Source organism: Sphingosinicella microcystinivorans, from assembly GCF_003634215.1.
Lineage (GTDB): Bacteria > Pseudomonadota > Alphaproteobacteria > Sphingomonadales > Sphingomonadaceae > Sphingosinicella > Sphingosinicella microcystinivorans.
On the sequence record NZ_RBWX01000009.1, the window covers coordinates 88,002 to 114,388 of the forward strand.

At 64.7% G+C, this 26,387-nt stretch carries 30 protein-coding genes; 15 read left to right on the top strand and 15 right to left on the bottom strand.

The window, feature by feature from the left end:
- The first annotated feature begins 1 nt into the window (after position 1).
- Together DFR51_RS12680 and DFR51_RS12685 are read left to right on the top strand one after the other, a co-directional pair.
- Entirely contained in the window at positions 2–1,069 is a 1,068-nt protein-coding gene (locus DFR51_RS12680; RefSeq protein WP_243445457.1) for a phosphotransferase family protein, read from the top strand.
- A gap of 10 nt (positions 1,070–1,079) precedes the next feature.
- Entirely contained in the window at positions 1,080–1,424 is a 345-nt protein-coding gene (locus DFR51_RS12685) for an SH3 domain-containing protein (RefSeq protein ID WP_121051768.1), read from the top strand.
- A gap of 33 nt (positions 1,425–1,457) precedes the next feature.
- Here the strand turns inward: DFR51_RS12685 and DFR51_RS12690 are convergent, their stop codons facing one another.
- Positions 1,458–3,020, bottom strand: coding sequence for a leucyl aminopeptidase (locus DFR51_RS12690; RefSeq protein ID WP_121051770.1), 1,563 nt, complete (start codon positions 3,018–3,020; stop codon positions 1,458–1,460).
- A gap of 133 nt (positions 3,021–3,153) precedes the next feature.
- Between DFR51_RS12690 and DFR51_RS12695 the strand changes: the two genes are divergently transcribed.
- On the top strand, positions 3,154–4,503 hold the full coding sequence (locus tag DFR51_RS12695) for an HD-GYP domain-containing protein (protein ID WP_121051772.1): 1,350 nt from the start codon (positions 3,154–3,156) through the stop codon (positions 4,501–4,503).
- Positions 4,504–4,568: 65 nt separating this feature from the next.
- On the top strand, positions 4,569–5,102 hold the full coding sequence (locus DFR51_RS12700) for a DUF1003 domain-containing protein (protein WP_121051774.1): 534 nt from the start codon (positions 4,569–4,571) through the stop codon (positions 5,100–5,102).
- On the opposite strand, the gene DFR51_RS12705 is transcribed toward DFR51_RS12700, so the two are convergent.
- The gene (locus DFR51_RS12705; protein ID WP_121051776.1) at positions 5,099–6,406 is read right to left on the bottom strand and encodes a hemolysin family protein; all 1,308 of its coding nucleotides are present in this window, start codon (positions 6,404–6,406) and stop codon (positions 5,099–5,101) included. The genes DFR51_RS12700 and DFR51_RS12705 overlap by 4 nt on opposite strands.
- Before the next feature lie 63 nt (positions 6,407–6,469).
- On the opposite strand from DFR51_RS12705, the gene DFR51_RS12710 reads away from it, so the two are divergent.
- Together DFR51_RS12710 and DFR51_RS12715 are read left to right on the top strand one after the other, a co-directional pair.
- On the top strand, positions 6,470–7,216 hold the full coding sequence (locus DFR51_RS12710; protein WP_121051778.1) for an alpha/beta fold hydrolase: 747 nt from the start codon (positions 6,470–6,472) through the stop codon (positions 7,214–7,216).
- Positions 7,217–7,291: 75 nt separating this feature from the next.
- The gene (locus tag DFR51_RS12715; RefSeq protein ID WP_121051780.1) at positions 7,292–7,969 is read left to right on the top strand and encodes a YiaD family glycine zipper/OmpA-like lipoprotein; all 678 of its coding nucleotides are present in this window, start codon (positions 7,292–7,294) and stop codon (positions 7,967–7,969) included.
- Here DFR51_RS12715 and DFR51_RS12720 read toward each other — a convergent pair.
- Positions 7,966–9,027 carry an MBL fold metallo-hydrolase gene (locus tag DFR51_RS12720; protein WP_121052468.1) on the bottom strand — a complete coding sequence of 354 codons (1,062 nt, stop codon included), beginning with the start codon at positions 9,025–9,027 and terminating at the stop codon, positions 7,966–7,968. The two genes, DFR51_RS12715 and DFR51_RS12720, sit on opposite strands and share 4 nt — an antisense overlap.
- Before the next feature lie 229 nt (positions 9,028–9,256).
- Here DFR51_RS12720 and DFR51_RS12725 point away from each other — a divergent pair, with 229 nt between their 5' ends.
- The 3 genes from DFR51_RS12725 (at position 9,257) to DFR51_RS12735 (ending at position 11,280) form a co-directional block, all read left to right on the top strand.
- Positions 9,257–10,108 carry a class I SAM-dependent methyltransferase gene (locus DFR51_RS12725; RefSeq protein WP_121051782.1) on the top strand — a complete coding sequence of 284 codons (852 nt, stop codon included), beginning with the start codon at positions 9,257–9,259 and terminating at the stop codon, positions 10,106–10,108.
- Positions 10,109–10,204: 96 nt separating this feature from the next.
- The gene (locus DFR51_RS12730; protein ID WP_338068330.1) at positions 10,205–10,582 is read left to right on the top strand and encodes an MbcA/ParS/Xre antitoxin family protein; all 378 of its coding nucleotides are present in this window, start codon (positions 10,205–10,207) and stop codon (positions 10,580–10,582) included.
- Positions 10,583–10,608: 26 nt separating this feature from the next.
- Positions 10,609–11,280 (top strand): RES family NAD+ phosphorylase, encoded by a 672-nt coding sequence (locus DFR51_RS12735; protein ID WP_121052472.1) that lies wholly within the window; start codon positions 10,609–10,611, stop codon positions 11,278–11,280.
- 27 nt (positions 11,281–11,307) lie between these two features.
- On the opposite strand, the gene DFR51_RS19035 is transcribed toward DFR51_RS12735, so the two are convergent.
- On the bottom strand, positions 11,308–11,466 hold the full coding sequence (locus DFR51_RS19035; RefSeq protein WP_160119278.1) for a hypothetical protein: 159 nt from the start codon (positions 11,464–11,466) through the stop codon (positions 11,308–11,310).
- A gap of 176 nt (positions 11,467–11,642) precedes the next feature.
- Here DFR51_RS19035 and DFR51_RS12740 point away from each other — a divergent pair, with 176 nt between their 5' ends.
- Positions 11,643–12,590 (top strand): aldo/keto reductase, encoded by a 948-nt coding sequence (locus tag DFR51_RS12740; RefSeq protein ID WP_121051784.1) that lies wholly within the window; start codon positions 11,643–11,645, stop codon positions 12,588–12,590.
- On the opposite strand, the gene sdhA is transcribed toward DFR51_RS12740, so the two are convergent.
- The 5 genes from sdhA to DFR51_RS12765 form a co-directional block, all read right to left on the bottom strand.
- Complete coding sequence (gene sdhA / locus DFR51_RS12745; RefSeq protein WP_121051786.1) at positions 12,584–14,386, bottom strand: succinate dehydrogenase flavoprotein subunit; 1,803 nt, start codon at positions 14,384–14,386, stop codon at positions 12,584–12,586. The two genes, DFR51_RS12740 and sdhA, sit on opposite strands and share 7 nt — an antisense overlap.
- Positions 14,387–14,400: 14 nt before the next feature.
- The gene (gene sdhD / locus DFR51_RS12750; protein WP_121051788.1) at positions 14,401–14,778 is read right to left on the bottom strand and encodes a succinate dehydrogenase, hydrophobic membrane anchor protein; all 378 of its coding nucleotides are present in this window, start codon (positions 14,776–14,778) and stop codon (positions 14,401–14,403) included.
- 12 nt (positions 14,779–14,790) lie between these two features.
- Positions 14,791–15,177 (bottom strand): succinate dehydrogenase, cytochrome b556 subunit, encoded by a 387-nt coding sequence (gene sdhC / locus DFR51_RS12755; RefSeq protein ID WP_121051790.1) that lies wholly within the window; start codon positions 15,175–15,177, stop codon positions 14,791–14,793.
- A gap of 100 nt (positions 15,178–15,277) precedes the next feature.
- On the bottom strand, positions 15,278–15,637 hold the full coding sequence (locus DFR51_RS12760; protein WP_121051792.1) for a DUF6285 domain-containing protein: 360 nt from the start codon (positions 15,635–15,637) through the stop codon (positions 15,278–15,280).
- A 3-nt stretch (positions 15,638–15,640) separates the two neighbouring features.
- Positions 15,641–16,651, bottom strand: a complete 1,011-nt coding sequence (locus DFR51_RS12765) for a phosphotransferase family protein (protein ID WP_121051794.1) — start codon at positions 16,649–16,651, stop codon at positions 15,641–15,643.
- Positions 16,652–16,780: 129 nt separating this feature from the next.
- On the opposite strand from DFR51_RS12765, the gene DFR51_RS12770 reads away from it, so the two are divergent.
- Positions 16,781–18,109 (top strand): methyl-accepting chemotaxis protein, encoded by a 1,329-nt coding sequence (locus DFR51_RS12770; RefSeq protein ID WP_121051796.1) that lies wholly within the window; start codon positions 16,781–16,783, stop codon positions 18,107–18,109.
- 54 nt (positions 18,110–18,163) lie between these two features.
- Positions 18,164–18,877: an SDR family NAD(P)-dependent oxidoreductase gene (locus DFR51_RS12775; RefSeq protein WP_121051798.1), complete on the top strand. Its 714-nt coding sequence runs from the start codon at positions 18,164–18,166 to the stop codon at positions 18,875–18,877.
- Positions 18,878–18,880: 3 nt separating this feature from the next.
- Here the strand turns inward: DFR51_RS12775 and DFR51_RS12780 are convergent, their stop codons facing one another.
- A complete protein-coding gene (locus tag DFR51_RS12780; RefSeq protein WP_121051800.1) occupies positions 18,881–19,852 on the bottom strand; it encodes an NADPH:quinone oxidoreductase family protein in 972 nt (323 codons plus the stop codon).
- Positions 19,853–19,928: 76 nt separating this feature from the next.
- Here DFR51_RS12780 and DFR51_RS12785 point away from each other — a divergent pair, with 76 nt between their 5' ends.
- Entirely contained in the window at positions 19,929–20,960 is a 1,032-nt protein-coding gene (locus DFR51_RS12785; protein WP_121051802.1) for a 2-dehydropantoate 2-reductase, read from the top strand.
- On the opposite strand, the gene DFR51_RS12790 is transcribed toward DFR51_RS12785, so the two are convergent.
- Together DFR51_RS12790 and DFR51_RS12795 are read right to left on the bottom strand one after the other, a co-directional pair.
- Positions 20,930–21,832: a hydrogen peroxide-inducible genes activator gene (locus tag DFR51_RS12790; RefSeq protein WP_121051804.1), complete on the bottom strand. Its 903-nt coding sequence runs from the start codon at positions 21,830–21,832 to the stop codon at positions 20,930–20,932. The two genes, DFR51_RS12785 and DFR51_RS12790, sit on opposite strands and share 31 nt — an antisense overlap.
- A gap of 141 nt (positions 21,833–21,973) precedes the next feature.
- Positions 21,974–22,717, bottom strand: coding sequence for a sulfite exporter TauE/SafE family protein (locus DFR51_RS12795; protein ID WP_243445460.1), 744 nt, complete (start codon positions 22,715–22,717; stop codon positions 21,974–21,976).
- A 202-nt stretch (positions 22,718–22,919) separates the two neighbouring features.
- Between DFR51_RS12795 and epsC the strand changes: the two genes are divergently transcribed.
- Entirely contained in the window at positions 22,920–23,618 is a 699-nt protein-coding gene (gene epsC, locus DFR51_RS12800; protein WP_121051808.1) for a serine O-acetyltransferase EpsC, read from the top strand.
- On the top strand, positions 23,615–23,956 hold the full coding sequence (locus tag DFR51_RS12805; RefSeq protein ID WP_121051810.1) for a DUF2794 domain-containing protein: 342 nt from the start codon (positions 23,615–23,617) through the stop codon (positions 23,954–23,956). Before epsC ends, DFR51_RS12805 begins: the two co-directional genes overlap by 4 nt.
- On the opposite strand, the gene DFR51_RS12810 is transcribed toward DFR51_RS12805, so the two are convergent.
- From DFR51_RS12810 to phoU, 3 genes are all read right to left on the bottom strand, one after another.
- A complete protein-coding gene (locus tag DFR51_RS12810) occupies positions 23,953–24,861 on the bottom strand; it encodes an SDR family NAD(P)-dependent oxidoreductase (RefSeq protein ID WP_121051812.1) in 909 nt (302 codons plus the stop codon). The genes DFR51_RS12805 and DFR51_RS12810 overlap by 4 nt on opposite strands.
- Positions 24,862–24,926: 65 nt before the next feature.
- A complete protein-coding gene (gene phoB, locus DFR51_RS12815) occupies positions 24,927–25,634 on the bottom strand; it encodes a phosphate regulon transcriptional regulator PhoB (protein ID WP_121051814.1) in 708 nt (235 codons plus the stop codon).
- A gap of 4 nt (positions 25,635–25,638) precedes the next feature.
- On the bottom strand, positions 25,639–26,376 hold the full coding sequence (phoU, locus tag DFR51_RS12820) for a phosphate signaling complex protein PhoU (protein ID WP_121051816.1): 738 nt from the start codon (positions 26,374–26,376) through the stop codon (positions 25,639–25,641).
- Positions 26,377–26,387: the final 11 nt, after the last annotated feature.

Sequence of the window (26,387 nt, forward strand, 5' to 3'; positions counted from 1 at the left end):
CGTGACCAGTAAGCAGGAGCAGTTCTCCGGAACGCAGGCCGTACGGGAGCAGCATCGTTTTGATGAGGGCCGCCTGGCGGACTGGATGCAGGCCAATGTGGAGGGCTACAAGGGCCCACTGACGGTCGAGCAGTTCAAGGGCGGCCAATCCAACCCGACCTACAAGCTGGTGACGCCCGCGAAGAACTACGTGATGCGTCGCAAGCCGCCGGGGCAGCTCCTGAAATCCGCGCACGCGGTGGACCGCGAATACAAGGTGATCAGCGCGCTTTATGCGCAGGGCTTTCCGGTTGCGCGCGCCTATGGCCTCTGCACTGACGAAGACGTGATCGGCACGTGGTTCTACGTGATGGACTGCGTGGATGGGCGCGTGGTGTGGGACACGTCATTCCCCGGCGAATCCCCCGCAAGCCGCACCGCACACTTCGATGCGATGAACAAAACCATCGCCGACCTGCACAATTTTGATCCCGAGGCCATCGGGCTTGGCGATTTCGGAAAGCCCGGCAATTATTTCGCCCGCCAGATCGGGCGCTGGGCCGGGCAATACAAGGACGACGAGCAGGCCGGGCATTTCGAAGAGATGGACCGCCTCTGCGAATGGCTGCCAGCGAACATCCCGCCGGGGGACGAGACGAGCGTGGTGCACGGCGACTACCGGGCCGACAACATGATCTTCCACCCCACAGAACCGAAAGTGCTCGCGGTGTTGGACTGGGAGCTTTCGACGCTCGGCCACCCGCTCGCCGACTTCACCTATCATTTGATGATGTACCGCATGCCGCCCGAAGAAACCGCCGGGCTTGCCGGCAGGGATCTCGCGGCACACGGCATCCCGAGCGAAGCTGAATATGTGGAGGCCTATTGCCGTCGCACGGGGCGCAGCAGCATCCCTAACCTCGACTTCTATGTCGCCTTCAACATGTTCCGCCTTGCCGCGATTATCCACGGGATCAAAGGCCGGTACATTCGGGGCACCGCCTCCAACGCACACGCCGCCGCGATGAGCGAACGGCTGGTGCCGCTCGCCAAGCTCGCCTGGGCGCAGGCGGAAAAGGCGATACGCTGATAGGCGCCATATGCGCTACCGCGTCACCAAGAGCTGGACGACGGTCTACAGCGATCCGATCACCGTCGACGCCGGAGAACGCCTTGTGTTGTCCGGCAAGGAAGACATGTGGGAAGGCCACCGCTGGTTGTGGGCGCGGAGCGCAGCGGGAAAAGAGGGCTGGGTGCCGGACACACTGATCACCTCAGGCCCCGAAGGCGCGGTCGCACGGAGCGCCTACACGGCAGTCGAACTGGACTGCGTGGTGGGCGATGTATTGGAAGCCGTCGATGAAACCCATGGCTGGGTGATGTGCCGCAATCCTGAAGGGCGAGCAGGCTGGGTACCCCGCAGCCACCTTGAAGCCATCGATTAGAACGGGGCGACCGTTACCGGCCGCCCCCAACGATCAGCGTCCGCCCTCACCCGTCGCGCGCGGCACTGGTTTCCAGTTGCGCACGAAACTGTCGAGAAGCTGGACGCCATACCCGACCGCACCCTTCGGCGCCTTGGGCTGGCCCTTGTCTGTCCAGACCGTGAAGGCGACATCGAGATGCGCCCACGGCGTTTCGGGCTTCACGAACGCGCCGATGAAATGCGCGCCGAGGCCGGCGCCCGGCCTTCCGCCTTCGGCCGAATTCAGAATATCGGCAACACCCGACTTCATCGTTTCGGCGTAGGCATCATGCAGCGGCAGCTGCCAAAGCGGCTCGCCGACCGCCTTGCCCGCAGCCATGAGCTGCGCAGCGAGAGCGTCGTGGCGACTGAAAAGCCCCGCGTAATCGTCTCCCAGCGCACCACCGACTGAGCCGGTGAGCGTCGCGATATCGACGATCGCCGCCGGGTTGTACCGCGCCTCCGCGTAGGAGACGGCGTCGGCCAGCACGAGGCGGCCTTCGGCATCGGTGTTCGTCACCTCGATCGTCTTGCCGTTGTAGGCTTTCACGACGTCGCCGGGGCGTGTCGCGGCCCCGTCCGGCATGTTCTCCGCAAGCGCTGCTACTGCTACGAGGTTGACGGGTGCCCCGCTCTTCGCGAGCGAGAGCGCGGTGCCGACCACCGCTGCCGCGCCGGCCATATCCGTCCGCATACGCCACATGCCTGCGCCGGGCTTCAGCGAAACACCACCGGAATCGAAGGTGATGCCCTTGCCCGCGAGCACCAGCGGCGCCTCGCTGCCACCGCCGCGATATTCGACGATCAGCATCCTCGGCGGGCGCTGCGAGCCTTTGCCGACGCTGAGGATCGAGCCCATACCGAGCTTTTCCATCTCCGGCACGCCAAGCGCTTCGATGCGCACCTTGGCGACGCCCTTGAAGGCTTCACGCACGCGCTCCACGAACACTTCGGGATATTTGACGTTGGAGGGCTCGCTGATCAGGTCGCGCGTGAGCGTGACGCCCTCGACAAGCGCCTTGCCCTGCGCGGTGTAGCTGTTCGCGCCGCCTGCGCCGACCACAGTGAGCGCCGCATCCCGGCCTGCCGCGCGCGGCTTTGCGGAAGGCGCCTTGTAGCGATCGAAACTGTACGCCCCGAGGTCTGCGCCTATGGCGAGATCGGCGGCGGCATTCGCCGCGCCGGGCGCGAGGCCCGACGCGAGAAGCGCGACAGGACCATCCGCAGAAGCGGTTTCCCGCGCGGCAAGGCCGCCAATGTCCTGGAGCCCGGCAGGGGTCAGCCCATCCTTCGCACCAATGACGACGATCTGCTGCCAGGCACCGATGCCGCGCAGGGTGAGCGTCGATTTCGTTTTGTAATCGAACGCGGCAGCGTCGAGCGCACGGCCGACGGCATCGCGGGTCGCGGTATCAAGCGAGGCGCCGCGTACCGCCAGATCCTCCTTCGCGGAGAGCGGAAGCACGATCGCTGCGCTGCCATCGGGCGTGCGATCGGCAAAAGCGACCGGGCGCGCTTCGGCTGCTGTAGTCCCCAAAAGGCCGGCCACAAACACCGCAACTGCAATTTTACGCATTCAGAACTCCTCATGACAAGTGCCGGACAATGCCAGCAGCCCCGCCGCAGATGCAAGATCAACAGCGGGCCGCACCCATATTTGAACTTATCTTCTATTAACCTTGACCGTCAGCACCTCGTTCAAGGGTCGTATGCCAAAAGATGTGCCGGGGTCGGCGCGATTCGCGCTTCAAAAACAGGAACTTCGGGTGCTGAGGCGAATTCGACGCGATCAGGTGCGGTCCGGCATGTTCATACATGCAATGGAGGGGTCCTGGTTTTCCCACCCTTTCATCAAGGCCGGCTTCGTTCTGAGCGATCCTGAGGACGTCGAGGCCCTGCGCAGCAGCCGTGTCGATGGCGTCGTTATCGACACCGAGAAGGGCGCTGACATCCTTGTGGACCAGAATGTCGTCCTTTCGGCCCCGGCCTCCGACGCGCTCGCGGAGCCGAAGCGTCCGGCGCCAACAATCGAAGCTACGCCTCAGGAGGTGGTCGTTCCGCTGCACGCCGAGACCCCGCCTGCGATCACCACTATCGCGTCGGATGCGCCGTGCAGCATGGCAGAGGAATACGGACGCGCAAACGCTATCGCCGCCCACGCCAAGCGGGTGATGACCGAGCTTTACGATCAGGCGCGGCTGGGCAAGATTGTGGAGGCGGACACTCTGGTGTCGCTGGTGGACGACATCGCCGGCTCGCTTGCGCGCAATCGATCCGCGCTGACCAGCATTCTGCGGCTGAAATCCAAGGACGAATACACTTACGTTCACTCGGTGGCGGTGTCGGCGCTGATGATCAACATGGGCCGCGAAATCGGCGGCTTCGATGTCGGGACTCTACGCAACATGGGTGTTGCCGGGCTTCTCCACGACATCGGAAAGATGGCAATGCCCGAAGCGGTGCTCGGCAAACCGGGTGACCTCACCAACGAGGAATTTTCCATCATGAAGACGCACCCGGAGCGCGGCCATGCGCTGCTCCGGCGCAGTCGCGAGGTGCCCGACATGGCGCTCGACGTCTGCCTGCATCACCATGAACGGGTTAACGGCACCGGTTATCCCCAACGGTTGAAGGGCAACCAGATCACACTGTTTTCGCGCATAGGAGCGATCTGCGACGTCTATGACGCGCTTACCTCGAACCGCCCCTACAAGACCGCGTGGGAAGCGAACAGAGCGCTGAAAACCATGTTCAGCTGGCGAGGACACTTCGATACGGATATCCTGACAGCGTTTATCCGCTCAGTGGGCATCTATCCGGTGGGAACGCTGGTGAAGCTCCGCTCCAACCACCTTGCGCTCGTGCTCGACATCAACACCGCGGACCTGACGCGGCCGGTGGTGCGCGCGTTCTATTCGATCACCAATTGCGCACCCATCCCGCCGCAGGACATCAACCTGCTGCTGGATGGGGGTGGCGATGCGATCGTTTCGTCCGAAAACCCCGAAGCATGGGATATCGCAGACTGGGAAACGCGCTGGAGCGCCCTCGCCGCCTGATTGCGAGGGATAGATCGCAGCCGCGGCGTTTTCTAGTATCGGCGGGAACCAGCAAGAGGCACCCCATGCGTCCGATCATCGATATCGCGGAAGTTTCGAAACGCCTTCTCGGCAGCGCGCCCGAAGACCTCGGCCACCACGAAAAGCGCGTACTCGAACATGTTTCGAAGCGAACACCGATCAGCCGCGATGCCGGGCTGATCGCCGAAGAAGACGCAACGTTCGGAGATCGGCTGGCGGACCGAGTCGCAGAGATCGGCGGGTCGTGGGGCTTCATCATTGCGTTTGCGGTCATTCTGTTCGGCTGGATGCTGCTGAACAGCGGGATTCTGAAGGAACTTGGGCTCGCCTTCGATCCTTATCCCTACATCTTCCTCAATCTGATGCTGTCGACGCTCGCTGCCATACAGGCTCCCGTCATCATGATGAGCCAAAACCGGCAGGCGGACAAAGACCGTCTCGCCGCGCGGCTCGACTATGAAGTGAACCTGCGCGCCGAGCTTGAAATCCTCCGGCTTCACGAAAAGCTAGACATGGCGGTGATCGATTCGCTGCGCCGGCTGGAGGCCGACGTGGCCGCGCTGAGAGCGCAGAGTTAGGGTTCGGGGTTCGCCGCGGGCGTCGCGAGAAGACGGTCGATCTTGCGACCATCCATGTCGACGATCTCAAAGCGCCAGTCATCGTACGCAAAGGTCTCGCCGATCTCCGGGAGATGCGTGAGCACGCTGAGCGCGAAGCCGGCAACGGTCTGGTAGTCGCGCTCCGCCGGAAGCCGGGTGCCGAGCGTTTCGGCCATCTCGTCGGCGGGCATCGATCCGGCAAGCAGCCAGCTGCCATCGCCGCGCTCCACGGCGTCGGGCTCGGTGCCCTCGTCGAGATCAGACTTGAACGCCCCCGCGATCGCCGCGAGCAGGTCGGCTGGCGTAAGTATGCCTTCGAAATGGCCATACTCGTCGTGAACGAGCGCGATCGGCACGTCGGCGCGCCGTAAGACTTCGAGTGCGTCCGCCGCATCCATCGCATCGGGAACGACGGGCGCGGACCGGAGCAGCGCCTTCAGATCGAGCGGGCGGCCCTCGAGGATCGCAGCCACGACATCGCGCGCCTGCACGACACCGACGATGCGGTCGATCGAACCCTCGGCGACTGGCAGTCGCGTGTGCGGGGTTGCGATCAGCTCGGCGCGCAGCTCGGCCTCGTCTGACTCGATATCGAGCCAGTCGATTTCGGTGCGCGGCGTCATCACCGCCCGCACCGAGCGGTTGGCAAGGCGCATCACGCCGCTGATCATCTGGCGCTCGCTCTCCTCGATCACCCCGGCGCTCGTCGCTTCCGAAACGATGAGGTGGAGCTCCTCCGCGGTGACATGATCGGCGTTTTCCTCTGCCGCGCCGAACAGCCGCAGCAGCGTTTTCGTCGAGCGATCGAGCACCCAGACAAGCGGCGCAGTGACGCGCGAAAGGACCGACATCGGCGCCGCGATGAACACCGCGATGCGTTCAGGGCTACGCAGCGCGAGCTGTTTCGGCACCAACTCGCCCACCGTGAGCGACAAATAGGTAATGAACGAAACGACGAGCACGATCCCAGCCTCGCCCGAGAGTCGTGCCGGCACGCCGAGCGCTTGAAGCCGTTCAGCAACCGGCCCGCCCAGCGTTGCGCCCGAGTAGGCACCCGCGATGATGCCGACGAGTGTGATACCGATCTGCACGGTGGAGAGAAAGCGCGAAGGTTCGTCGTGGAGCGACAGCGCCATGCGTGACCCGGGCTTGCCGGCGTTCACCATTGCCTGCAGTCGGGCCCGGCGTGACGAGACGACAGACATCTCCGACATGGCGAACACGCCGTTCAAAGCAATGAGAACCAGGATGATCCCGACGTCGGACCAGGGAAAGGGTTGCATGATCGCCTTTCCTTATACGGCGGAAACAGGCATTTGAAGCCCGGACTTGGGGAAAGGATCGCAATGCTGAATGTTGTTACGCGTGCGGGCATGGAACCGGCGCTTGCGCTTGTCCATGGCTGGACGTGCGATCACCGCGCCATGCAGCCGGTCGCGAACGCGTTTCCGGCCCAGAAGGTGGTGATGCCGGACCTACCCGGCCACGGCGCGAGCGTGAAAACGGGCGACTATGCGATCCCTGCACAGACGGAAGCCGTGCTGGCGGCGATGCCCGAGCGCGCGATCTGGGTGGGCCATTCGATGGGCGCGCAGATTGTGGTGGAGGCCGCGGCGCGCGCGCCGGAGAGGGTGATGGCTGCGGTGCTGCTCGATCCAGCCGCGATCCAGCCTATGGAAGCCGCCTTCGCGGGCCGGGACCGGATGAAGATAGACCTTGCGACGACGGACGACTTCCCCGCGCTGATGCGCCGCTTTTCAGGCGGCATGATGATCGCGCCCACCGATGCGGAGGCAGTGCGTGCACTCGCCGACACGCAGGCCGCCGCCGACCCGGACGTGGCGCGCGCGGGCTGGGACGCGATCTGGAACTGGGACGGCCCGGCGGCATTCGCAGCGCTTTCAGTGCCGACGCTCGTCATCACCGTGGAGCGGACGATGAACCGACTTTCGGACCTTTCGAGGCTGAACCGCCGCATCGCCACCGCGCAAGTGACGGGTTCGGGCCATATGCTGCAGTTCGAAGTGATGGACCAGGTGGCGGCGATGATGCGCCGGTTTTTTGATCTGAACGGCCTGCTCAGCACGCGTTAATCTGAAGTGCTGTTGGAACAAGCACGCGTCTTCCCGCGTACTTCGGGCGCGAACAGAAATGGAGATCAGGGGTTTATGTCTATCCAAGCGAAAATGGTGGCGAGCGCTGCTGCGGCGAGCTTGCTGCTGACGACGGCCTGCGTGACCAATCCGGAAACCGGCAAGAAGGAACTTTCGAAGACCGCGATCGGCGCCGCGCTCGGCGCCGGCGCGGGTGCGGGCCTCGGCGCCATCATCGGCGGCAAGCGTAATCGCACGGAAGTGCTGGTTGGAACCGGCATCGGCGCGCTCGCAGGCGCGGCGGTCGGCGCCTACATGGACAAGCAGGAGAAGGAACTGCGCGAAAAGACTGCGGGCACGGGCATCGATGTCGTGCGCCAGGGCGACGAAATCGTGCTCAACATGCCTTCGAAGGTGACGTTCGATGTCGACTCGGCGCTTGTCAGCCCGCAGTTCCAGCCGACGCTGAACGAGGTCGCGCGCGTGCTATCGCAGTACGAAAAGACCTTCGTCGACGTGATCGGACACACCGATTCAACCGGCTCCGATGCTTACAACATGACGCTCTCGCAGCGCCGCGCGGACAGCGTCGCCACCTATCTGTCGTCAAACGGCGTGCTGCGCGCACGCATCGCGACGCAGGGCATGGGCGAAAGCCAGCCGATCGCCAGCAACGACAGCGAAGCCGGACGCGCGCAGAACCGCCGCGTCGAGATCAAGCTGGTGCCGGTAACGGAAACCGCGACAAGCTAAAGAAGATCGTCGCGTTTGATGGTGTCGGCGCCGCGCGGCAGGCTGAACAACATGCCGTCGGCGCCGACAACGATCGGCCCTTCGTAGTGCGTCGTTGCATCACGGAGGAAATACGGTTCCAGAATGCGCAGCGGCAGCGGCGGCACGACGTGGTTCAAGACCAGCATGCGCACGTTCGCGGTCGCAGCCGCGCGCGCCGCATCTCCCGGCGAGGCGTGATAGCCGGGGATATCCGACATGATCTTGGCGGCACGCGCGTTTCCGTCTGCCCGTAGTGCGCGTTCCAGCACGCTCACCATTCCGGCATTCAGGGCCTCATGGACGAGAATGTCGGCACCTTTCGCCTGCTCCGCCACAATCGGATCCGGTGCCGTATCACCGCTGATCACGACCGAGCGTCCAGCATAGTCGAACCGGTAGCCGACCGCTGGTCGGACGGGGTCGTGGCGTACTGGAAAGGCCGTGACACGCAGGCCACCGTCATCCAGGACCACCAGCGGACGATCGGCCGGAAACACGTGCGGCGCAGCACCGTGCCCGGCGGGGGGCACGATGTCCGCTCCATGATGGGCCACCCTGTAGCCGCGATCCAGCGCATAGGCCGCATTCAGACCCTCCACGACCGCATCAACGCCAGGCGGTCCATAAACGGGAAGCGGCGTGGCGCTGCCGCTGCTCGCCCAGCGCAGCGTCATCAGCTCGCCGATGCCGTCGATATGGTCTGAATGGAAATGCGTGAGCAGCAACGCCTCGACATCGCCGACCGGCAAGCCCATGGCACCAAGCGTACGGACCGAGCCGCCGCCTGTATCGACGATAAACACCCTTCTGCCAGCGATCACGGCCGTACACGGCCCGGCGCGGGTCGATGCCGAAAGCGGAGAGCCCGCCCCGCAAAGCGCAACGTGAAGACCATCAGGCAGACCGTCGCGCACGTCGCGGCCGACGTTGGCTGCCGCCGCGCGGGCAAACAGCCTCTCCCCAATCTCAGGCTGAAAGTGACGGAACGCCAGAAACGCGAAGACGACCAGAACAACCGCAGCCAGGATTTTTCGCATCATCCCCACCCCTGTTTCTTCAGAAGAAAGTCGGCCGGATTTCGCCCACGCACCCGCTGAGACAAACAATTGGGCCGAGCGAGAACCCGGCCCAGTTGGCGACCCTAGTTTGGGGTCCGATCATCATCGCAGAACGCAATTTTCCGAGCACTATCAATACTCGGAGGCCAAACTTGTCGGGGCGGCATTTCTTATTGAGAACAGTTCTCATATGATATAAAGTCACATCATGAGAAACGCACCTCAAATCGACGACTGGAACGGCGCGACCGGCGCGCGCTGGGTGGACAATCAGGAACGGCTCGATCGCATCCTCGCGCCCTACGGCGATGCCGCGCTGGCGGCGGCAGCGGCGAAACCGGGCGAGGCGGTGCTCGATATCGGCTGCGGCGCGGGCGTCACGACGCTGACGCTTGCCGCAAGCGTACAGCCCGGCGGCCGCGTGGTGGGCGTCGACATCTCTGAGCCGCTCGTCGTGCGTGCGCGGGAACGCGCCGCCGCCGCAGCGCTGCCGATCGACTTCCGGCTGGAGGATGCGAGCCGCGCCGCCCTGCCCGATGCCGCCTTCGACCTGCTCTTTTCCCGTTTCGGCGTGATGTTCTTCGACGCGCCGACGGAAGCGTTCCGCCACATGCGCGCCGCGCTGAAACCCGGCGGACGCCTTGCTTTCATCTGCTGGCGCAGCGCAGCGGAAAACGACTGGGCCAAGCTGCCGATCGCAGCGCTGCGCGGCATCGTGCCGATCCCGGAATCGAACCCCGAGGCGCCCGGTCCCTATGCCTTCGGCAACCGCGCGCGCGTGGAGACCATCCTTGCCGATGCAGGCTTCACCAAAGTGGAGATCACGCCTTTCGACGCCCCGCTCATATACGGAATCGGGGCGAGCCGGGAGGCGGCGCTCGACGACGCCATGGAGTATATGTCTCAGATTGGCCCGGTCCCGCGCCTGCTCGCGGACAAGCCCGACGACATGCGCGAGAAGGCCATGGCTGCCGTGCGCGCAGCGCTTGAGGCGCGGCTGAGCGATGCCGGCGTTATCATTGATGGTGCCGCGTGGGTGGTGACCGGACGCAACCCTTGAACCGTTATGGTTGCCAAATGGCATCATATGAATTATATGATGCCAAAAGGAAACGCCGTGACACCCACGCTTCAGCTTGTCGACACCGCACCGCAGGTGTTTCGCCCCGCACCCATCACCGATGCGGAGGGCGCCGCAATGTTCCGCGCCGCACTGAACCTGTTCCGCGCGTGGGATATTACCGACGAGGCCGCGGCAACCCTGCTTGACCTGCCGCTCCGCACCTACCGCCGCTGGAAGGCAGAGGGCCCGGGCCGTATGGGCCGCGACGGCAAGGCCCGGCTTTCCAACCTGATGGGCATCCACAAGGCGCTGCGCATCATCTTCCGCGAACCGCATCGCAGCTATGCATGGGTAAAGGCGCCGAGCACCGTCTTCGGAGGCGAAAGTGCGCTCGACATCATGCTTGGCGGCGAACTCACCGATCTGATGCGCGTGCGCCGCCACCTCGATGCCGAGCGGGGCGGCTGGTGAACGATGCCGCGATTCCGGTCGTCGAGATGGAATGGAAGGGCGCGGTGCGGATCATCCGAAGCGCCTGGCCGCCCATCGACTTGTTCGAGGACATCGCAGACCCCGCCGACTGGCCGCTGCTGATCGCCGCCGAGCAGAAGACCAACCCGCGCCTGATGGCCAACATCGGCACGCTCGACCTCGTACCATCCGCACGCCGCGTTTCCGGGCCGGGCGCGAGCTACCTGATGGCACCCTTCACGCACATCAGCACCGATCGCCCAAGCCGGTTCAGCGACGGGCGCTACGGCGTGCTCTATATCGGCGACAGCTTCGAGACGGCGCTGTTCGAAACAGCGCACCATCACGCGCGCTTTATGGCTGCAACGGCAGAGCCGCCGGGTTGGACCTCCCAGTTCCGGGAGATCGTGCTCGATGTTTCCGCATCGCTTCACGATCTGCGCAGCGACGCCCAAACCGTACTTTCTCCTGACGACTACACCCCCGGCCAACTGCTCGGTGCGCAGCTTCGGGCGGCAGGCTCCGAAGGCGTCATCTATCCGAGCGTGCGCCGTGCGGCGGGTACATGCGTCGGCCTGTTCTATCCAGACCACGCGTCCCTACCGCGGCAGGGGCGGCATCTCGATTATCATTGGGACGGTACGCGTATCGACATGGTCCGCGATGCAGGCAGCGGCCAGGTCTTTCGGATCGTCTAGAGCAGGCAGCGCCAGCGGCAGTCGGTCCTAGACGGCCAATTCCTTGACCTCTTCGGCCCGCGCAGCAAACTCTTCAGCGAGCGATTCATGAATCTTGCGCACGGACGGGGCAGCGGCTCGGGTTGCCATCTCACGACATTCAGCCTCCCTCCGGAGGAGGTATTCGCGATCTTCGGGGACGGACATGGGACTCTCCTGATACCGCAGCTCATGCTGCGGGGCCGAGCGGTTCGGGAATGAGTCGCTGGTATCCGCGGCTTATAACACAGGCTGCGGGCTGTACCGAATCAGGACAGATCCGAAGGGGTTGCACCCGGAACGACAACGCGGGATGTTTGACGCCTTTCCGGCAGGAGATCCGAATGAAACAGCGCACGCTCGGCGCCAGCGGCCTTTCGGTCGCTCCCATCATGCTCGGCGGCAACGTCTTCGGCTGGACCGCCGACGAAAAGACGAGCTTCGCCGTGCTGGACGCTTTCGCCGCCGGCGGCGGCAATTTCATCGATACGGCTGACGTTTATTCCGCGTGGATACCCGGCAACAGTGGCGGCGAATCCGAAACGCTGATCGGAAAATGGCTGCGGGGGCGCGGTAGGCGCGACAAGATGGTCATCGCCACAAAAGTCGGGATGCTGGAAGGCGAAGGCGGCAAAGGCCTCAAAGCAAGTCGCATTGCCGCCGCGTGCGAAGCCTCGTTGAAACGCCTGCAAACCGATGTGATCGATGTTTACTTCGCTCACAGGGACGATCCCGAGACGCCGCTGGATGAGACGCTGGACGCGTTCGATGCGCTGGTGAAGGCGGGCAAGGTTCGCGCGATCGGCGCCTCCAATTACAGTGCGGAACGACTCGCCGAAGCGCGGGCGATCAGCGACCGGAACGGGTGGGCGCGATTCACGGTACTGCAGCCACAATACAACCTGTTGAAACGCGGCGATTATGAAGGCCCGCTCCAGCGGCTCGCTATCGACGAGATGATCGGCGTTGTGCCCTATTACGGCCTTGCGAGCGGTTATCTCTCAGGCAAATACCGCACCCCCGCTGATCTTTCCGGCGCACGCGCTGCTGCCGTGAAAAAATGGATGGACGGCCAAGGGGCTTCCGTCCTCGCCGCGCTGGACAGCGTTTCCGCCGAAACCGGCGCCAGTCTCGCCGCCATAGCGCTTGCCTGGGTGAAAGAGCAGCCGGGCATCACCGCCCCAATTGCCAGCGCAAGCAAGCCGGAGCAGGTCGCGGACCTGATTACGGCCGCAACGCTGACGCTAACGCCCGATCAACTGAGCCGCCTGACGGCGGCGGGGCATCAGTAAACGCGTGCCTTCGGCTTGATGTACTCGATCTCGTCGGTAAGCGTGTAGGTGTGCACCGGTCGGGCATCGAGCTTCACCGCGCCGCCCTTGCCGCCCCAGCCTTCGAACCACGAGATGGTGTGCTTCATCCAGTTCTCGTCGTCGCGGTTCGGATAGTCCTCGTGCATGTGTGCGCCGCGGCTTTCCTTGCGCGCGGCCGCGCCATGGATCGTCACCATCGCCTGGCTGATGAGGTTGTCGAGTTCCAGCGTTTCGATAAGGTCGGTGTTCCAGACGAGCCCCTTGTCGGAGACGCGGATGTCCTGCACGCGCTCATACGTCTTCGTGAGCTTGCCGATGCCTTCCTGCAGAAGTTCGTCAGTGCGGAACACCGCGCAGTGCGCCTGCATGGTCTTCTGCATCTCGAGCCGCACGTCCGCCGTCGGGGAACCGCCCGACGCGTTGCGGAAGTGATCGAGACGGCCGAGCGCCATGTCGTTTGAATCCGCCGGCAGCGGTTTGTGCGCCATGCCCGGCTTGATGATCTCTGCGACACGGTGCGCGGTGGCGCGGCCGAAGACGACGAGATCGATAAGGCTGTTGGAGCCGAGACGGTTGGCGCCGTGTACCGAAACGCACGCGGCTTCGCCGACCGCGAACAGGCCGGGGACGACCGTATCCGGGTTGCCATCCTTCAAGGTGACGACTTCGCCGTGATAGTTCGTGGGGATGCCGCCCATGTTGTAGTGGACGGTGGGCACCACGGGGAGCGGCTGGCGCGTCAGGTCGACGCCGGCGAAGATCTTGCCGGTCTCGGTGATGCCGGGCAGGCGCTCGTGCAGGATCTTGGCGTCGATGTGGTTGAGGTGAAGGTAGATATGGTCCTTCTCCTTACCGACACCCCGGCCTTCGCGGATTTCCATCGCCATTGAGCGCGAGACCACGTCGCGGCTGGCGAGGTCCTTCGCGGACGGCGCATAGCGTTCCATGAAGCGCTCGCCCTCGGAGTTGGTGAGGTAGCCGCCCTCGCCGCGCGCACCTTCGGTGATGAGGACGCCCGCGCCGTAGATGCCGGTCGGGTGGAACTGCACGAATTCCATGTCCTGCAACGGCAAACCCGCACGCAGCACCATGCCGCCGCCGTCACCCGTGCAGGTATGCGCGGAGGTGGCGGAGAAGTACGCACGGCCGTAGCCGCCCGTCGCAAGCACGACGCTGTGCGAACGGAAGCGGTGGATGGTGCCGTCTTCCATGCACATGGCGATGACGCCGCGGCACTCGCCGTTCTCCATGATGAGATCGAGCGCGAAATATTCGATGAAGAAGTCCGCGCTGTAGCGCAGCGACTGCTGGTAAAGCGCGTGCAGCATGGCGTGGCCGGTGCGGTCGGCAGCGGCGCAGGTGCGCTGCGCGGGCGGGCCGGCGCCCATGTTCTGCATCATGCCCCCGAACGGGCGCTGATAGATCTTGCCTTCGCTGGTGCGGCTGAACGGCACACCCGCGTGCTCCAGCTCGTAAACGGCGGCAGGCGCCTCGCGGCAGAGATATTCGATCGCGTCCTGATCGCCGAGCCAGTCTGACCCCTTCACGGTGTCGTACATGTGCCAGGTCCAGTGGTCCGGCCCCATGTTGCCGAGCGAGGCGGCGATGCCGCCCTGCGCCGCGACAGTGTGCGAGCGCGTGGGGAACACCTTGGTGATGCAGGCGGTCTTTAGGCCCGCCTCGGCGATGCCCATCGTTGCGCGGAGGCCCGAACCGCCGGCGCCGACGACGACGGCATCATAGGTGTGATCGATGATCTGATAGCTGCTGGTCATGCGTATTCAGTCCGTCAGGCGCCGAGCGCGATCTTGAGAATGGAGAAGACGCCGACGAGGCCGCCGGCAACAGCGAAGGCATTAAGCGCAAGGAGCATCGCGACCTTGGTGCCTTCATGCAGGTAGTCTTCGATCAAAACCTGAAGACCAAGCCGCAAGTGCCAGAAAACGCTCACCACGAACAGGATCAGCGGCACCGCGACGAGCGGCTGCGCCATCCAGTCCGTCACCGTCTGATAACCGAGGTCAGGCAGGCGCACGAGCGACACGATGAACCAGACGACAAGCAGCAGGTTCGCGATCGCCGTGACGCGCTGCAGCCACCAGTGGTGCACGCCGCTCTTCGCCGCGCCGAGGCCGCGCACGCGGCCGATTTCGGTTCCACGTCCCATCAGGCAGGCTCCTCAGACGTACAGGATGATCGCCCAGGTGATCGCGGTAAGCGTCAGCGAGGCAAGAATGGTGAGGATGGCGGTCAGCTTCGACGTGGCGAGGTCGTAGCCCCAGCCGGTATCCATCGCGAGGTGGCGGATGCCCGACATCATATGCTGATAGACGGCCCACGTCATCGCCACGAGAATCGTGATGCCCACCCAGCCTGACGCGATCGACAGGAAGGTCTCGTAGGCCTCGGGCCCGGTCGCGGCGGCCACGAGCCACCAGAGGAACAGCAGCGTGCCACCGATGGCGAGGCCATCGCCCGTGGCGCGGTGCAGGATCGAAACCAGCATGTGGACGCGCCAGCGCCAGATGCCGAGGTGCGGTGAAAGCGGCCGGTTCACGGATGCCACGCTTTTATCCCCAGTTGAGTGCCCTTTTCACGGGTGCTTTTAGGGCGCGCGGCGAGTCGTGCAACTCTTATGCTTGCGAACGATTCTCAACTAAGCCGATTCAAGCGCCGCGGAGTCGCTGGAGTGTCGAGAAGCGCGGGTTATCAACGGCAAGACGCGCGCGTACCCCCGCCTCCAGCGCATCAAGAAGCCCGGGCGTCTCCGCAGTCCATTCGCCGGCGCGGATACGCGCGCAGGCCTCGGCAACACGCGCCTCTGCCGCAACGTCAGGGAGCAACGCGCCAAGCGCAGCGGCCTCCGCCTCGGATGGGTGTTCACGCAGCTCGCGGACAACAATGGCAAGCGCATTGGCAGCGACCTTGGCGTGGAAGGCCGTGCGGCCGGAAAGTTCACTCTCCGCCTCTTTCAGAAAGGCGGCAGCGGCCTCGACAAGGTCAGCGGCTTCGATTCTGGACCGCATGGTTCAAAGCGCTCCGTGCTTCAGCATGTAGAGAAGATCGGCCTCGGTTTCCGAGACACGGCGGGCGATCGCTGCGCGCTCGACGGAGGCCACCTCGCCCGAGAGATGTGCCGCCCCCATCTGCATGCACATCACGCCCCAGCGCAGTGACCCCAGCATTTCGAATGCAAGCGCAAGTTCGGGGTCGACCTTCATGCCGCCAGACGCTTCATAGGCCGCATAAAACGCCTCGCGCTCCGCGAAGCCGCCAACGGGCATCTGCGTCTGGCCGAAGCGCCACGTGTTGGTGGACAGCCAGCCGATATCGAGTAGCGGATGGCCGATGTGGGCCAGTTCCCAGTCGACGACCGCCGCCAGGCCCGTATCGCCCACGATGAGGTTGCCTGAGCGGAAATCACCGTGAACAAGCGCGAGATTGCCATCTTCCGGCAAGGACTCCCCCAGCATGGCGAAGGCCAGCTCGAACACGGGCACGGCGCCCTCGCAGTCATCATAGATCTCACGAAGAGCGCGAAGCTGGGCCTGCGGCGTCAGCACGGGAAGCCGGAGATCAGCGACGGCTTCCGCGCCGATCGCGTGGATACGGGCAAGCGATTCCGCGCAATCGGCAAGCATCGCGGCCCTTGCCCCGGCATAAGCGTTGTCGCGCAGCCAGCGCGGCGCGAGCGTCTCCCCCTCCACGAACGCCATGACAAAGCCCTCGCCAAGGTCGTCCTGCGGCGTCAGAACGGCGATCACCTCGGCAACGCGGACACCGGCCTTCCCGACCCGTGTCTGTAGCGCAGCCTGCACCGCCCTCGACATGCCCGCCACTGTCTGGCCGGGCGGTGTCACCTGCAAAATGAGCCGCCACGCCTGGCCTTCGCGAACAGCATCCACGGCATAGGTGAGCGAACTGGCGCCGCCCGAGAGCGGGCTCACCGCCTCCACATCGACATGGCCGGGCACGGCCCGCTCGAGCACACGGGCAAGGCGTGCGCGCGCTGCCCCCGGATCGGTCCTGTCTTGTTCCATTATGGACACGGTAGCGCCTCTCCGCCGCGCCGCAACTGCGCGATCTAACGGGGCGTTAACCCAGACCGGCTATATCGTTTCGGACTCGACACCCCTTTTTACGCGAAAAGCAGGCGACAGAATCAACGCATGATCGACAACGAAACGGTCTCCTGGCGGGAGCGGCTGCGCTCTTATCGCATCACAGACGAAGATCAGCGCCTGATGCCTGAGCTTTGGCAGGTGCTGGAGCCGGTTGCGCCACAGATGGCAGAGGCGTTCTGGGAGGTCTTCGGGCCTTCGGCAGGCGCGGGCGACGACCTGACGCCCGAACACAAGCGCATCATGATCGAGAATAGCGTCGCTTACACGCGGCAGAACCTCACCGATCCGCTCGATACCGCATGGATGGAGCGCGTGGCGCTGCACGGCAACGGCGTATTCGCCGCGGGCGCCAAGAGCCACGAGGCCGTGGGCGCATTCAGCTGCGCCTATGACGTCGCCTACGAATACCTGCCGCATGAGGTCGAGGATCGCACCAAGCTCGCCAAGATGCTGCGCGTGCTTTCAAAGATCTGCGAGCTTGAAGTGGATCTCGTGCTGACGCGCGTGCTGGTTCTGCGGGACAAGCAGCGTACCGACGAGATTCATGCGTACGGCGAAAAATTCCGCACGCTGATCGCAAGCGCCGTCGAGCGCACCTCGCAGCGCTCCGCCGCCGTGCGCACGCAGTCCGCGACCGCAGCGATCAAGGCACGCGACATGCTTTCGAAATCCGCCGAGGTGGCCGCCGCTGCCGAGCAATCGGCGATGGCGATGCGGCAGGCCGCTGAAACAGCTGCCGGGCTTATCCGCACGATCGAGGAAACGCGGGCGGAAGTGGATGGCGCCGCCACCGTCGCCGACCGCGCGACGGCGCAGGCCGGCGAGGCAGTCGATTCGGTGACGCTGCTTGCCAAGCACAGTGAAACGATCGAATCGATCGTCAGCCTGATCCGCGACATCGCCGGGCAGACGAACCTCCTCGCGCTCAACGCCACGATCGAGGCCGCGCGCGCGGGGGATGCCGGGCGCGGCTTTGCCGTGGTTGCACAGGAAGTGAAATCGCTCGCCGGGCAGACCGCACGCGCCACTGACGACATCGCCAAGCAGATCGCCGCGATTCAGGCCGCGACGCAGAGCACGGTCGCCGCGAACGGATCAATCCGCGAAACGGTGGACGGCGTGCGCAAGTCCGCCGACCGCATCAAGGGCGCGATGGACAATCAGGCGGCGACGGTGACGATGATCACCGGCTCGGTCGACGAGACCGCGCTTTCGGCAGACGCCATGTCCGCCGCGATTGCCAGCATCCGCCATTCCACTGAAAGCGTGGCAAGCGAGGTGGATACGGTGCGCGTGGTGTTCGCCGAGGTGGACGAGCAACTGACGCAGCTTCAGAGCGCGGTGGGTGAGTTCATGGCAGCCATTGCTGCCTAACCCCTCTATCGGGGGTGATGACAGAGTGGCCGCGCGGCGGATAGACTCGCACGCATGTCACGTCCTCACATCTTCATCACCGGCGCCTCACGCGGCATCGGCGCTGCAACCATGGCCCTCATCCGCGAGGACGACGCGCATGTCGTTGGCCACGCCACAACGGATGGCGGCGGACTGATCGGCGCTGATCTCAGCCAGCCGGGCGCGGGCCGGGCGCTCTGGAAGAGGGCGCTGGAGGCGCTCGATGGGCGCATCGACGTTCTGGTGAACAACGCGGGCGTGTTCGAGGACAATCCGCTGGAGGCGAGCGACGCCGATTGGGATGCGCAGTGGGAACGCGGCCTCGCGATCAACCTGAAGGCGGCGGCGGACCTGTCGCGCGCGGCGATCCTGCACTGGCGGGAGCGTGGTAGCGGCGGGCGCATCGTCAATGTTGCGAGCCGCGCCGGGCACCGAGGTGATTCGCCCGCGCACTGGCACTATGCGGCAGCGAAGGCGGGCATGATTGCGATGACCAAGACGATCGCGCGGGCGCACGCGAACGAGGGCATTCTCGCTTATGCGGTCGCACCCGGCTTCACGATGACCGGAATGGCGGAAGACTATCTTTCGAGCCGCGGCGGCCAACAGCTTCTCGCCGACATCCCGCTCGGCCGCGTTGCCGATCCCGGCGAAGTGGCGAATGCGATCATCTACCTGGCGCTGAAGGCGCCCGCCGCGATGACAGGCGCGACGCTCGACATCAACGGCGCGAGCTACGTGCGCTGACCGTCAGGCCTCGATAAGCACCTTGCCCATCGCCTTGCGGTCCATCATCCAGCGGATCGCCTCGGCGCCATCGTCCAGGCTGAAACGCCGGGAGATGTGCGGGTGCAGCTTGCCCTCGCCCAGCCACTGGATCAGCTCGGCCATGTTCGCGGCGTGCACCTTCGGTTCGCGCATCGTGAACGCGCCCCAGAACACGCCGACGATCGACGCGCCCTTGATGAGCGCGAGGTTGAGCGGGAGCTTCGGGATCTCTCCGCCCGCGAAGCCGACGACGAGGTAGCGGCCGTTCCAGCCGATCGAGCGGAAGGCGGGCTCGGCGAACTTGTCCCCCACCGGATCGTAAATCACGTCCGGCCCGGCGCCGCAGGTGCGCTTGATGCCCTCGCGGAGATCTTCGGTGGAGTAGTTGATCGTCTCGTCAGCACCGTATTCGCGGCAGAGCGCGAGCTTCTCGTCAGACGAGGCCGCGGCAACGACTTTCGCGCCCATCACCTTGCCGAGTTCGACCGCCGCGAGCCCGACACCGCCCGCCGCGCCGAGGACGAGCAGCGTTTCGCCGGGCTGGATGTTCGCGCGCTGCTTCAGCGCGTGGTGGGAGGTCGCGTAGGTCATGGTGAAGCCCGCAGCGATGTCGAGCGGCATCGAATCGGGGAGCGGCACGGCCTTCGAAGCCTCCGCGATGAGATATTCGGCGAAACCGCCCGTTCCGGTCATCGCCAGCACGCGATCGCCGGGCTTCAGATGTGTGACCCCCTCGCCGACCGCATCGACCGTGCCCGCTACTTCCCCGCCCGGCGCGAACGGCAGCGGCGGTTTGAACTGGTAGAGGTTCTGGATGATGAGCACGTCCGGGAAGTTCACGCCCGCGGCGGCGACGCGAATGCGCACCTCACCCTTGCCGGGCTCCGGCGTCGGGACCTCGCGCACGACCAGCTTTTCGGGTGGCCCGTATTCCACGCAAAGCAGCGCCTTCATAATCTGTCCCTTTCACCATCCGCAGGTTGCCATTCGGCGTTCACTCGGCACAATAACCGCATGAAGGGTGGGGACAATGCACGACAAAGATAGGCTCACCGTCGCCGTGATGGGCGCCGGCCTCATCGGCTGCTACATCGGTGGTGCGCTTGCCGCGGGCGGCGCGCGGGTGACGCTGATCGGCCGGCCGACCTATATGGTCGCCATCCGCGAGAATGGCCTGCGAATTTCCGATGTGAGCGGGCGAGATACGCTCGTTCCCGCCTCCGACATCGTCTTGACCGAAAGTCCGGCAGCCGCCGAGGGCGCGGATATCGTGCTTGTGACGGTGAAGAGCGACGCCACCGCAGAGGCAGCCGCAGCGCTTGCGCCTTACCTCGCGGAGGGAACCCCGGTGCTTTCGCTCCAGAACGGCGCGGACAACGTTGCAGCCATTGGCGCAGCATTGCCCGAGGCGCGCGCCTTAGCGGGGATGGTTCCGTTCAATGTGGCTGGGCGCGGGCCTGCCCATTTTCACCAGGCGACGAGCGCCCCGCTACAGATCGATGCCGATCCGGCGCTCGACAGGTTCGCCGACCTGCTTGCCGCAGGCGGGCTTCCACCTGTGCGCAGCGCCGACATGGAAGGCGTGCTGTGGGGCAAGCTGCTCGTGAACCTAAATAACGCAATCAACGCGCTTTCCGGCAAGACGCTGGCGCAGGAGTTCGCCGACCGCGATTACCGCCGCGCGTGGGCGCTTTCGATGCGCGAAGGGCTCCGACTTGTGAAGGCGGCAGGCATTCGGCCCGCGAGTGTGCTGCCGCTCCCGATCGAGCGAATGCCGCTTCTGCTGTCGCTGCCGAATTTCCTCTACCGGCGTATCGCCGCGCGGCAGAAAACCACCGTGGACCGCCACGCACGCTCATCAATGGCGGACGACCTCGCGCGCGGACGGCATACCGAGGTCGACCACCTGAACGGCGCTGTCGTGCGTCTGGCGGCACGGCTGGGGCGCAAGGCCCCAGTGAACGCGAAACTGGTCACGCTGGTCCGCGCCGCTGAGACCGGAGCGCCTCCGATCTCCGGCAAGATGCTGCGTCAGACGCTCGCGGCGTCGATGAGGGCCTGAGCGAGCAGGCGGAACTCTTCCTCGCGCGGGCTCGACTTGCGCCAGACGAGCGCGATCTCGCGGAACGGCTTCTCGCCGTCGATCGGCCGCGTCTCGACATCGGTGCCGTTGAGGATGCCTGCCTTCAGCGCCATGTCCGGCACCAGCGTGGTGCCGAGGCGGTTATCGACCATCTGGATGAGCGTGTGCAGCGAGGTGCCGACAACCGACGTTTCCGCGCGATATTCCGGGCGCCCACAAGCCGCGAGCGCGTGCTCCTTGAGGCAGTGTCCATCTTCCAGCAGCAACAGCCGATCGGTATCGATGTCCTGGGGATGGATCACCTTGCCGGCACCGTGGATATCGTCCTTGTGCGCGGCGATGTGGAAATAGTCGCGGAACAGCTTCACGCTCGCCACGTCGCCGCAGGGAAACGGCAACGCGAGCAGCACACAGTCCACCTGCCCCCGCCCGAGCGCATCGCACACCGAGGCACTCGTCTCCTCGCGCAGATAGAGCTTGAGATCGGGCCAGGAGGCGCGCAGGCGCGGTAGCGCCTTCGGCAGGAAGAACGGCGCGATCGTGGGGATCACACCCATGCGAATTTCGCCCGTCAGAGGCCGAGCCTCGGCCTGCGCCAGCGCGGCGAGGTCTTCGGCCTCGCGCAGCACGAGTATCGCTTTGCGCGCGATCTTCTCGCCGAGCGGGGTGAAGCGCACCACGCGTCGTGTGCGTTCGACGAGCGCGGCATCGAGCAGCGTCTCCAGCTCCCGAATGCCGGAAGAGAGTGTCGACTGGGTGACGAAACAGGCATCGGCGGCGCGGCCGAAGTGTTGATGCTCGTGAAGCGCCGCAAGATATTGGAGCTGCTTGAGGGTGGGCAGAAACGTCATCGGCTTTTTCGATCAGTCTGACCAAATTTATCCATTGGCTCCATAACGCGCCAGGCGGATATGAACAAGCCACTGAAGCCCCCCCGCGGCCCGCCGGTTCTCCCCCCTCCCGGCGGGCCGCACTGGTTTTGCAACGTGCCGCTAAAAGAACGCGCGCCAGATTCCGTAGCCGCTGGTCAACGTGAGGATGACGCCGACGATCATGAGGAGCGGGCGCGGCTCAACCTTTTTCGCAAGCCACGCGCCAAGGGGCGCAGCAAGCACCCCGCCAATAAGAAGGCCAAGCATCGCCTTCGTGAAGAACTCGACACCCAGTGAAAACAGGAACGTTGCCGACACCGTGAGCGTTAGAAAAAACTCGGCGGTGTTGACCGTACCGATCGTCTTGCGCGGCGAAGCGCCCTGAATCAGCAGATTCGACGTGACGACCGGCCCCCAGCCGCCGCCGCCCGCCGCATCGAGAAAGCCGCCGGCAAGGCCCAGAGGCTCTACGATGCGCGGATTCTTGATCTTCGGCGGATAGCGCCAACTGCGCCACATCAGGACGATGCCGATGCAAGACAAATACGCGAGCACCATCGGCCGCGCCGCCTCTGCGGAAACCTGCGTGAGCATGTAAGCGCCAATGACGCCACCGATCACACCCGGAATGACGAGGCGGGCGAAGAGTTTCCAATCGACATTGCGGTGGAGCGCATGGCTGATGCCTGACACGGCCGTCGTGAATGTCTCCACCGTATGGACGCCGGCCGAAGCCGCCGCAGGCGGAACGCCCAGACTGACAAGCAATGTAGACGAAATCACCCCGAAGGCCATGCCCAGGGCACCATCGACGAGCTGAGCCGCGAAACCTACGGCGATAAAAGACAAAAGTTCGGTCGACATAGGCGCGAGCGAATCCATCCCGGGACAATTCTCTACCGCTTTGATTGCATATAGCGCCGCGCCGACAAACGAGATTTTCTTGGCCGCGCCAAACCCTGTCCGGGCGGGCTTTCCGCACCCTCTGCGCGGGGGGCTGGCAATTCCACCCTTCGCACCTTAGATTTGGGCAAGATCATACCGAACCGGGGAAGCGTTCACCGCCATGTTCGACACCTTTGTTGCCTACCTCGATTCGGTGAAGGCGCGCGACCCCTCGCCACGCTCGCGCTGGGAAATCCTGCTGTATCCGGGGGTCCTTGCGCTTGGCCTGCACCGCGTGGCGCACTGGCTCTATCGCGGCGAGATGTTCTTCCTCGCGCGCTTCGTGAACCATCTTTCGCGCGCACTGACCGCCATCGACATCCATCCCGGCGCGAAGATCGGCAAGCGACTGTTCATCGACCACGGCTTCGTCGTGATCGGCGAAACCGCCGAGATCGGTGACGACGTGACCATGTACCAGGGCTCGACGCTGGGCGGTACGAATCCCACCAACGGCGTCGGCGGCAAACGGCACCCCACGATCGGCGACGGCGTCATCATCAGCCTCGGCGCCGCCATCCTCGGCCCCATCACCGTGGGCGCGGGCGCGCGCATCGGCGCGAACGCGGTCGTTACCAAGGACGTGGCGGAGGGCGCGACGATGGTCGGCATCCCCGCACGCTCCACCCTCGTCGAAGTGAAGCCTGAAACGCAGGACTTTGTGCCCTATGGCACGCCTTGCAGCGAGAAATTCGATCCTCAGACGCAGCAGCTGGAAATCCTGCGCTGCGAGGTGGAAACGCTGAGGAAGCGACTGGCGGAGCTGACTCCCGCCGACCTCAAGCCTGCCAAGCCGGGGGCCTCCGCCCGGAAGGCATGAACAACGTCACGCCCCTTTTTGCGGGGCGCGGCCCCACCCAGGTCTTCTTCGACCGCCACGAGCTGAACCACATCATGAGCCTGTACGGGCGCATGGTCGCCGCAGGCCTCTGGCGCGACTACGCGGTGGATATGACGCGCGAGGAGGCCGTGTTCTCCGCCTTCCGCCGCGCGTCTGAGCGCCCCGAGATCCGCATCGTGAAACGCCCGGAGCTACGTACGCGGCAGGGCCAGTACCTGCTGATCGGCGAAGCCGGCGCCATCCTGCGCCGGGGCCAGGAGCTGTCGCCGCTGCTCGCCCCGCTGGAGCGCAAACTGCTGAAACTGGTGGACGTCTAGGCCTTAAGCTCGCCCAGCCGCGACATGACGAGACCGCCCTGCTCAGCACCGTTCGTCGGCACGGTCTCACCCGCGCGGTCGGTGATCTCCGCGATCCGCGCCGCAACGGTCTCCACCGTGCGGTCCGCCTCCGGCACCATGATGCCATGCGTGAGCGTCACGTGCGCAGCATGGAAGCCCCCCGCCCCGGCCCCGAGGATCGTACTCGTCGGCGCCACGTTGCTGACAAGGTATAGCGCGGCCGGAACGACGTTTTTCGGCGCAAGCAGGCGCAACATCTCTTCGGGCATGACATCCTCCGTCATGCGCGTCCCCGCGACCGGGAAGATCGAATTGACGTGGATGTTCGACTTGGCGCCCTCAAGCGCCAGCGTCTTCATCAGGCCGACGAGGCCCAGCTTGGCTGCGCCGTAGTTCGCCTGCCCGAAATTGCCGTAGAGGCCGGTCGACGACGAGGTCATCAGGATGCGGCCATAGCCGGCGTCGCGCATCGCGTCCCACACCGCCTTGGTGCAGTTAACCGACCCCATCAGGTGCACATCGAGCACGAACCGGAAATCATCGAGCGTCATCTTCGCGAAGCTCTTGTCGCGCAGAACGCCCGCGTTGTTGATGAGGATATCGACACGGCCCCAGCGCGAGAGCGTGTCGGCGATCATCGCCTCGACCGCAGGAAAATCCGTGACGCTCGCGGGGTTTGCGACCGCGGTTCCGCCCTTTGCCTCGATTTCCGCGACCACGACTTCCGCGGCCGTAGCCGACCCGCCGCTGCCGTCACGAGCGCCGCCGAAGTCGTTGACCACGACCTTTGCGCCGCGCGCTGCCAGTTCCAGCGCGTATTCACGGCCAAGACCGCCACCAGCGCCGGTGACGATAGCAACGCGGTCCTTGAAATCGATGGTCATACACGGCTCCCCGAAAACAAAATCGGGGATTGCCTAGCGAAGCACCAGGCCTCCGAAAACCCGTCTTATGCGACAGCTTCCCGGCGGCCATCCGTATCGAGCGAGTAGCCCGCCGAGCGCACCGTGCGGATTACGTCCGGCAGGCCATCAAGATTGATCGCCTTCCGGAGCCGCCGGATATGCACATCGACCGTGCGCTGCTCCACGTAGACGTCGCGGCCCCAGACCGAATCCAGAAGCTGCTCTCGCGAGAAGACGCGGCCCGGATGCTCGAGGAAGTGCCGCAGTAGACGGAACTCCGTGGGGCCGAGCGCTACGGGCTGGCCGTCGCGCGTCACCTTGTGCGCGGTCGTATCCATGAAGATGCCCGCGTATTCGAGGTTGCCGCCGGCAAGCGCCGGGCGCAGGCGGCGCAGCACAGCGCGGATGCGCGCCACGAGTTCGCGCGGGGAGAACGGTTTGGTGATGTAGTCGTCGGCACCGATTTCGAGGCCGCGGATGCGGTCCGCCTCTTCGGTGCGCGCCGTCAGCATGATGATCGGCAGGTTCGCGGTTGCGGGCTCCCGGCGCATACGCCGGCAGACCTCGATGCCCGAGAGGTTCACGATCATCCAGTCGAGGAGGACGAGATCAGGCTTCTCCTCGTCCGCCAGCACCAGCGCTTCCTCGCCGTCTTCGGTGCTGACGACCGCAAAGTCTTCCTGTTCGAGATTGTACCGGATCAGCTCGACGAGGTTCGCATCGTCCTCGACCACCAGAATCTTGGGCTTCATGTCGCTATCGCTCCTGTTCGCCTTCGACGTCTTCGCTCACCGTATAGACGGTTTCGTCGGCCTTCTGCCGATCGGTCAGATGCTCGCCCGTGGCCGAATAATAGACAACCTCGGCGATGTTGGTGGCGTGATCGCCGATCCGCTCGAGGTTCTTGGCAATGAACAGCATATGCGTGGAGGGCGTGATGTGATGGGGATTTTCCATCATGAAGGTGAGCAGCGCCCGGAACAGGCTGTTGTAATATTCATCGACCGAATTGTCGCGCTTCCACACGTCGCGCGCGAGTTCGGGATCACGGCGGGCATAAGCATCGAGCGCGTCATCCACCATCTGCGACACGATGCGCGCCATTTCAGGCACAATCACCATCGGACGGATCGGCGAATCCTGCGCGATCGAATTCACGCGCTTGGCATTGTTCTTGGCGTAATCGCCGATACGCTCGATCACCGCCGAAATCTTGAGTGCGGCGATCACCTCGCGCAGGTCGTCCGCCAGCGGAGCGCGGCGCGCGATCGTGGCGATCGCGAGCTGCTCTACCTCCGCCTCGATCCTGTCGATACGCGGGTCGGACTGAACGACCGCCTGTGCCGCATCAGCATCGCGCGCGACGATGGCAGCGACGGAGCGATCGACCTGATCCTTGGCAAGCCCACCCATCTCGCCGATGAGCAGGCGCAGTTGCCGCAGGTCCTCGTCGAAGGACTTGACCGTATGCGCGGTGGGCGGGTTGGTATTCATGGCGTTCCTGC

Coding starts and splice junctions, on each gene's coding strand:
- DFR51_RS12685 (WP_121051768.1), top strand. CDS start 1,080: ATGCGCTACCGCGTCACCAAGAGCTGGACGACGGTCTACAGCGATCCG.
- DFR51_RS12690 (WP_121051770.1), bottom strand. CDS start 3,020: ATGCGTAAAATTGCAGTTGCGGTGTTTGTGGCCGGCCTTTTGGGGACT.
- DFR51_RS12695 (WP_121051772.1), top strand. CDS start 3,154: ATGCCAAAAGATGTGCCGGGGTCGGCGCGATTCGCGCTTCAAAAACAG.
- DFR51_RS12700 (WP_121051774.1), top strand. CDS start 4,569: ATGCGTCCGATCATCGATATCGCGGAAGTTTCGAAACGCCTTCTCGGC.
- DFR51_RS12705 (WP_121051776.1), bottom strand. CDS start 6,406: ATGCAACCCTTTCCCTGGTCCGACGTCGGGATCATCCTGGTTCTCATT.
- DFR51_RS12710 (WP_121051778.1), top strand. CDS start 6,470: ATGCTGAATGTTGTTACGCGTGCGGGCATGGAACCGGCGCTTGCGCTT.
- DFR51_RS12715 (WP_121051780.1), top strand. CDS start 7,292: ATGTCTATCCAAGCGAAAATGGTGGCGAGCGCTGCTGCGGCGAGCTTG.
- DFR51_RS12720 (WP_121052468.1), bottom strand. CDS start 9,027: ATGCGAAAAATCCTGGCTGCGGTTGTTCTGGTCGTCTTCGCGTTTCTG.
- DFR51_RS12725 (WP_121051782.1), top strand. CDS start 9,257: ATGAGAAACGCACCTCAAATCGACGACTGGAACGGCGCGACCGGCGCG.
- DFR51_RS12735 (WP_121052472.1), top strand. CDS start 10,609: ATGGAATGGAAGGGCGCGGTGCGGATCATCCGAAGCGCCTGGCCGCCC.
- DFR51_RS19035 (WP_160119278.1), bottom strand. CDS start 11,466: ATGTCCGTCCCCGAAGATCGCGAATACCTCCTCCGGAGGGAGGCTGAA.
- DFR51_RS12740 (WP_121051784.1), top strand. CDS start 11,643: ATGAAACAGCGCACGCTCGGCGCCAGCGGCCTTTCGGTCGCTCCCATC.
- sdhA (WP_121051786.1), bottom strand. CDS start 14,386: ATGACCAGCAGCTATCAGATCATCGATCACACCTATGATGCCGTCGTC.
- sdhD (WP_121051788.1), bottom strand. CDS start 14,778: ATGGGACGTGGAACCGAAATCGGCCGCGTGCGCGGCCTCGGCGCGGCG.
- DFR51_RS12760 (WP_121051792.1), bottom strand. CDS start 15,637: ATGCGGTCCAGAATCGAAGCCGCTGACCTTGTCGAGGCCGCTGCCGCC.
- DFR51_RS12765 (WP_121051794.1), bottom strand. CDS start 16,651: ATGGAACAAGACAGGACCGATCCGGGGGCAGCGCGCGCACGCCTTGCC.
- DFR51_RS12770 (WP_121051796.1), top strand. CDS start 16,781: ATGATCGACAACGAAACGGTCTCCTGGCGGGAGCGGCTGCGCTCTTAT.
- DFR51_RS12775 (WP_121051798.1), top strand. CDS start 18,164: ATGTCACGTCCTCACATCTTCATCACCGGCGCCTCACGCGGCATCGGC.
- DFR51_RS12780 (WP_121051800.1), bottom strand. CDS start 19,852: ATGAAGGCGCTGCTTTGCGTGGAATACGGGCCACCCGAAAAGCTGGTC.
- DFR51_RS12785 (WP_121051802.1), top strand. CDS start 19,929: ATGCACGACAAAGATAGGCTCACCGTCGCCGTGATGGGCGCCGGCCTC.
- DFR51_RS12790 (WP_121051804.1), bottom strand. CDS start 21,832: ATGACGTTTCTGCCCACCCTCAAGCAGCTCCAATATCTTGCGGCGCTT.
- DFR51_RS12795 (WP_243445460.1), bottom strand. CDS start 22,717: ATGTCGACCGAACTTTTGTCTTTTATCGCCGTAGGTTTCGCGGCTCAG.
- epsC (WP_121051808.1), top strand. CDS start 22,920: ATGTTCGACACCTTTGTTGCCTACCTCGATTCGGTGAAGGCGCGCGAC.
- DFR51_RS12805 (WP_121051810.1), top strand. CDS start 23,615: ATGAACAACGTCACGCCCCTTTTTGCGGGGCGCGGCCCCACCCAGGTC.
- DFR51_RS12810 (WP_121051812.1), bottom strand. CDS start 24,861: ATGACCATCGATTTCAAGGACCGCGTTGCTATCGTCACCGGCGCTGGT.
- phoB (WP_121051814.1), bottom strand. CDS start 25,634: ATGAAGCCCAAGATTCTGGTGGTCGAGGACGATGCGAACCTCGTCGAG.
- phoU (WP_121051816.1), bottom strand. CDS start 26,376: ATGAATACCAACCCGCCCACCGCGCATACGGTCAAGTCCTTCGACGAG.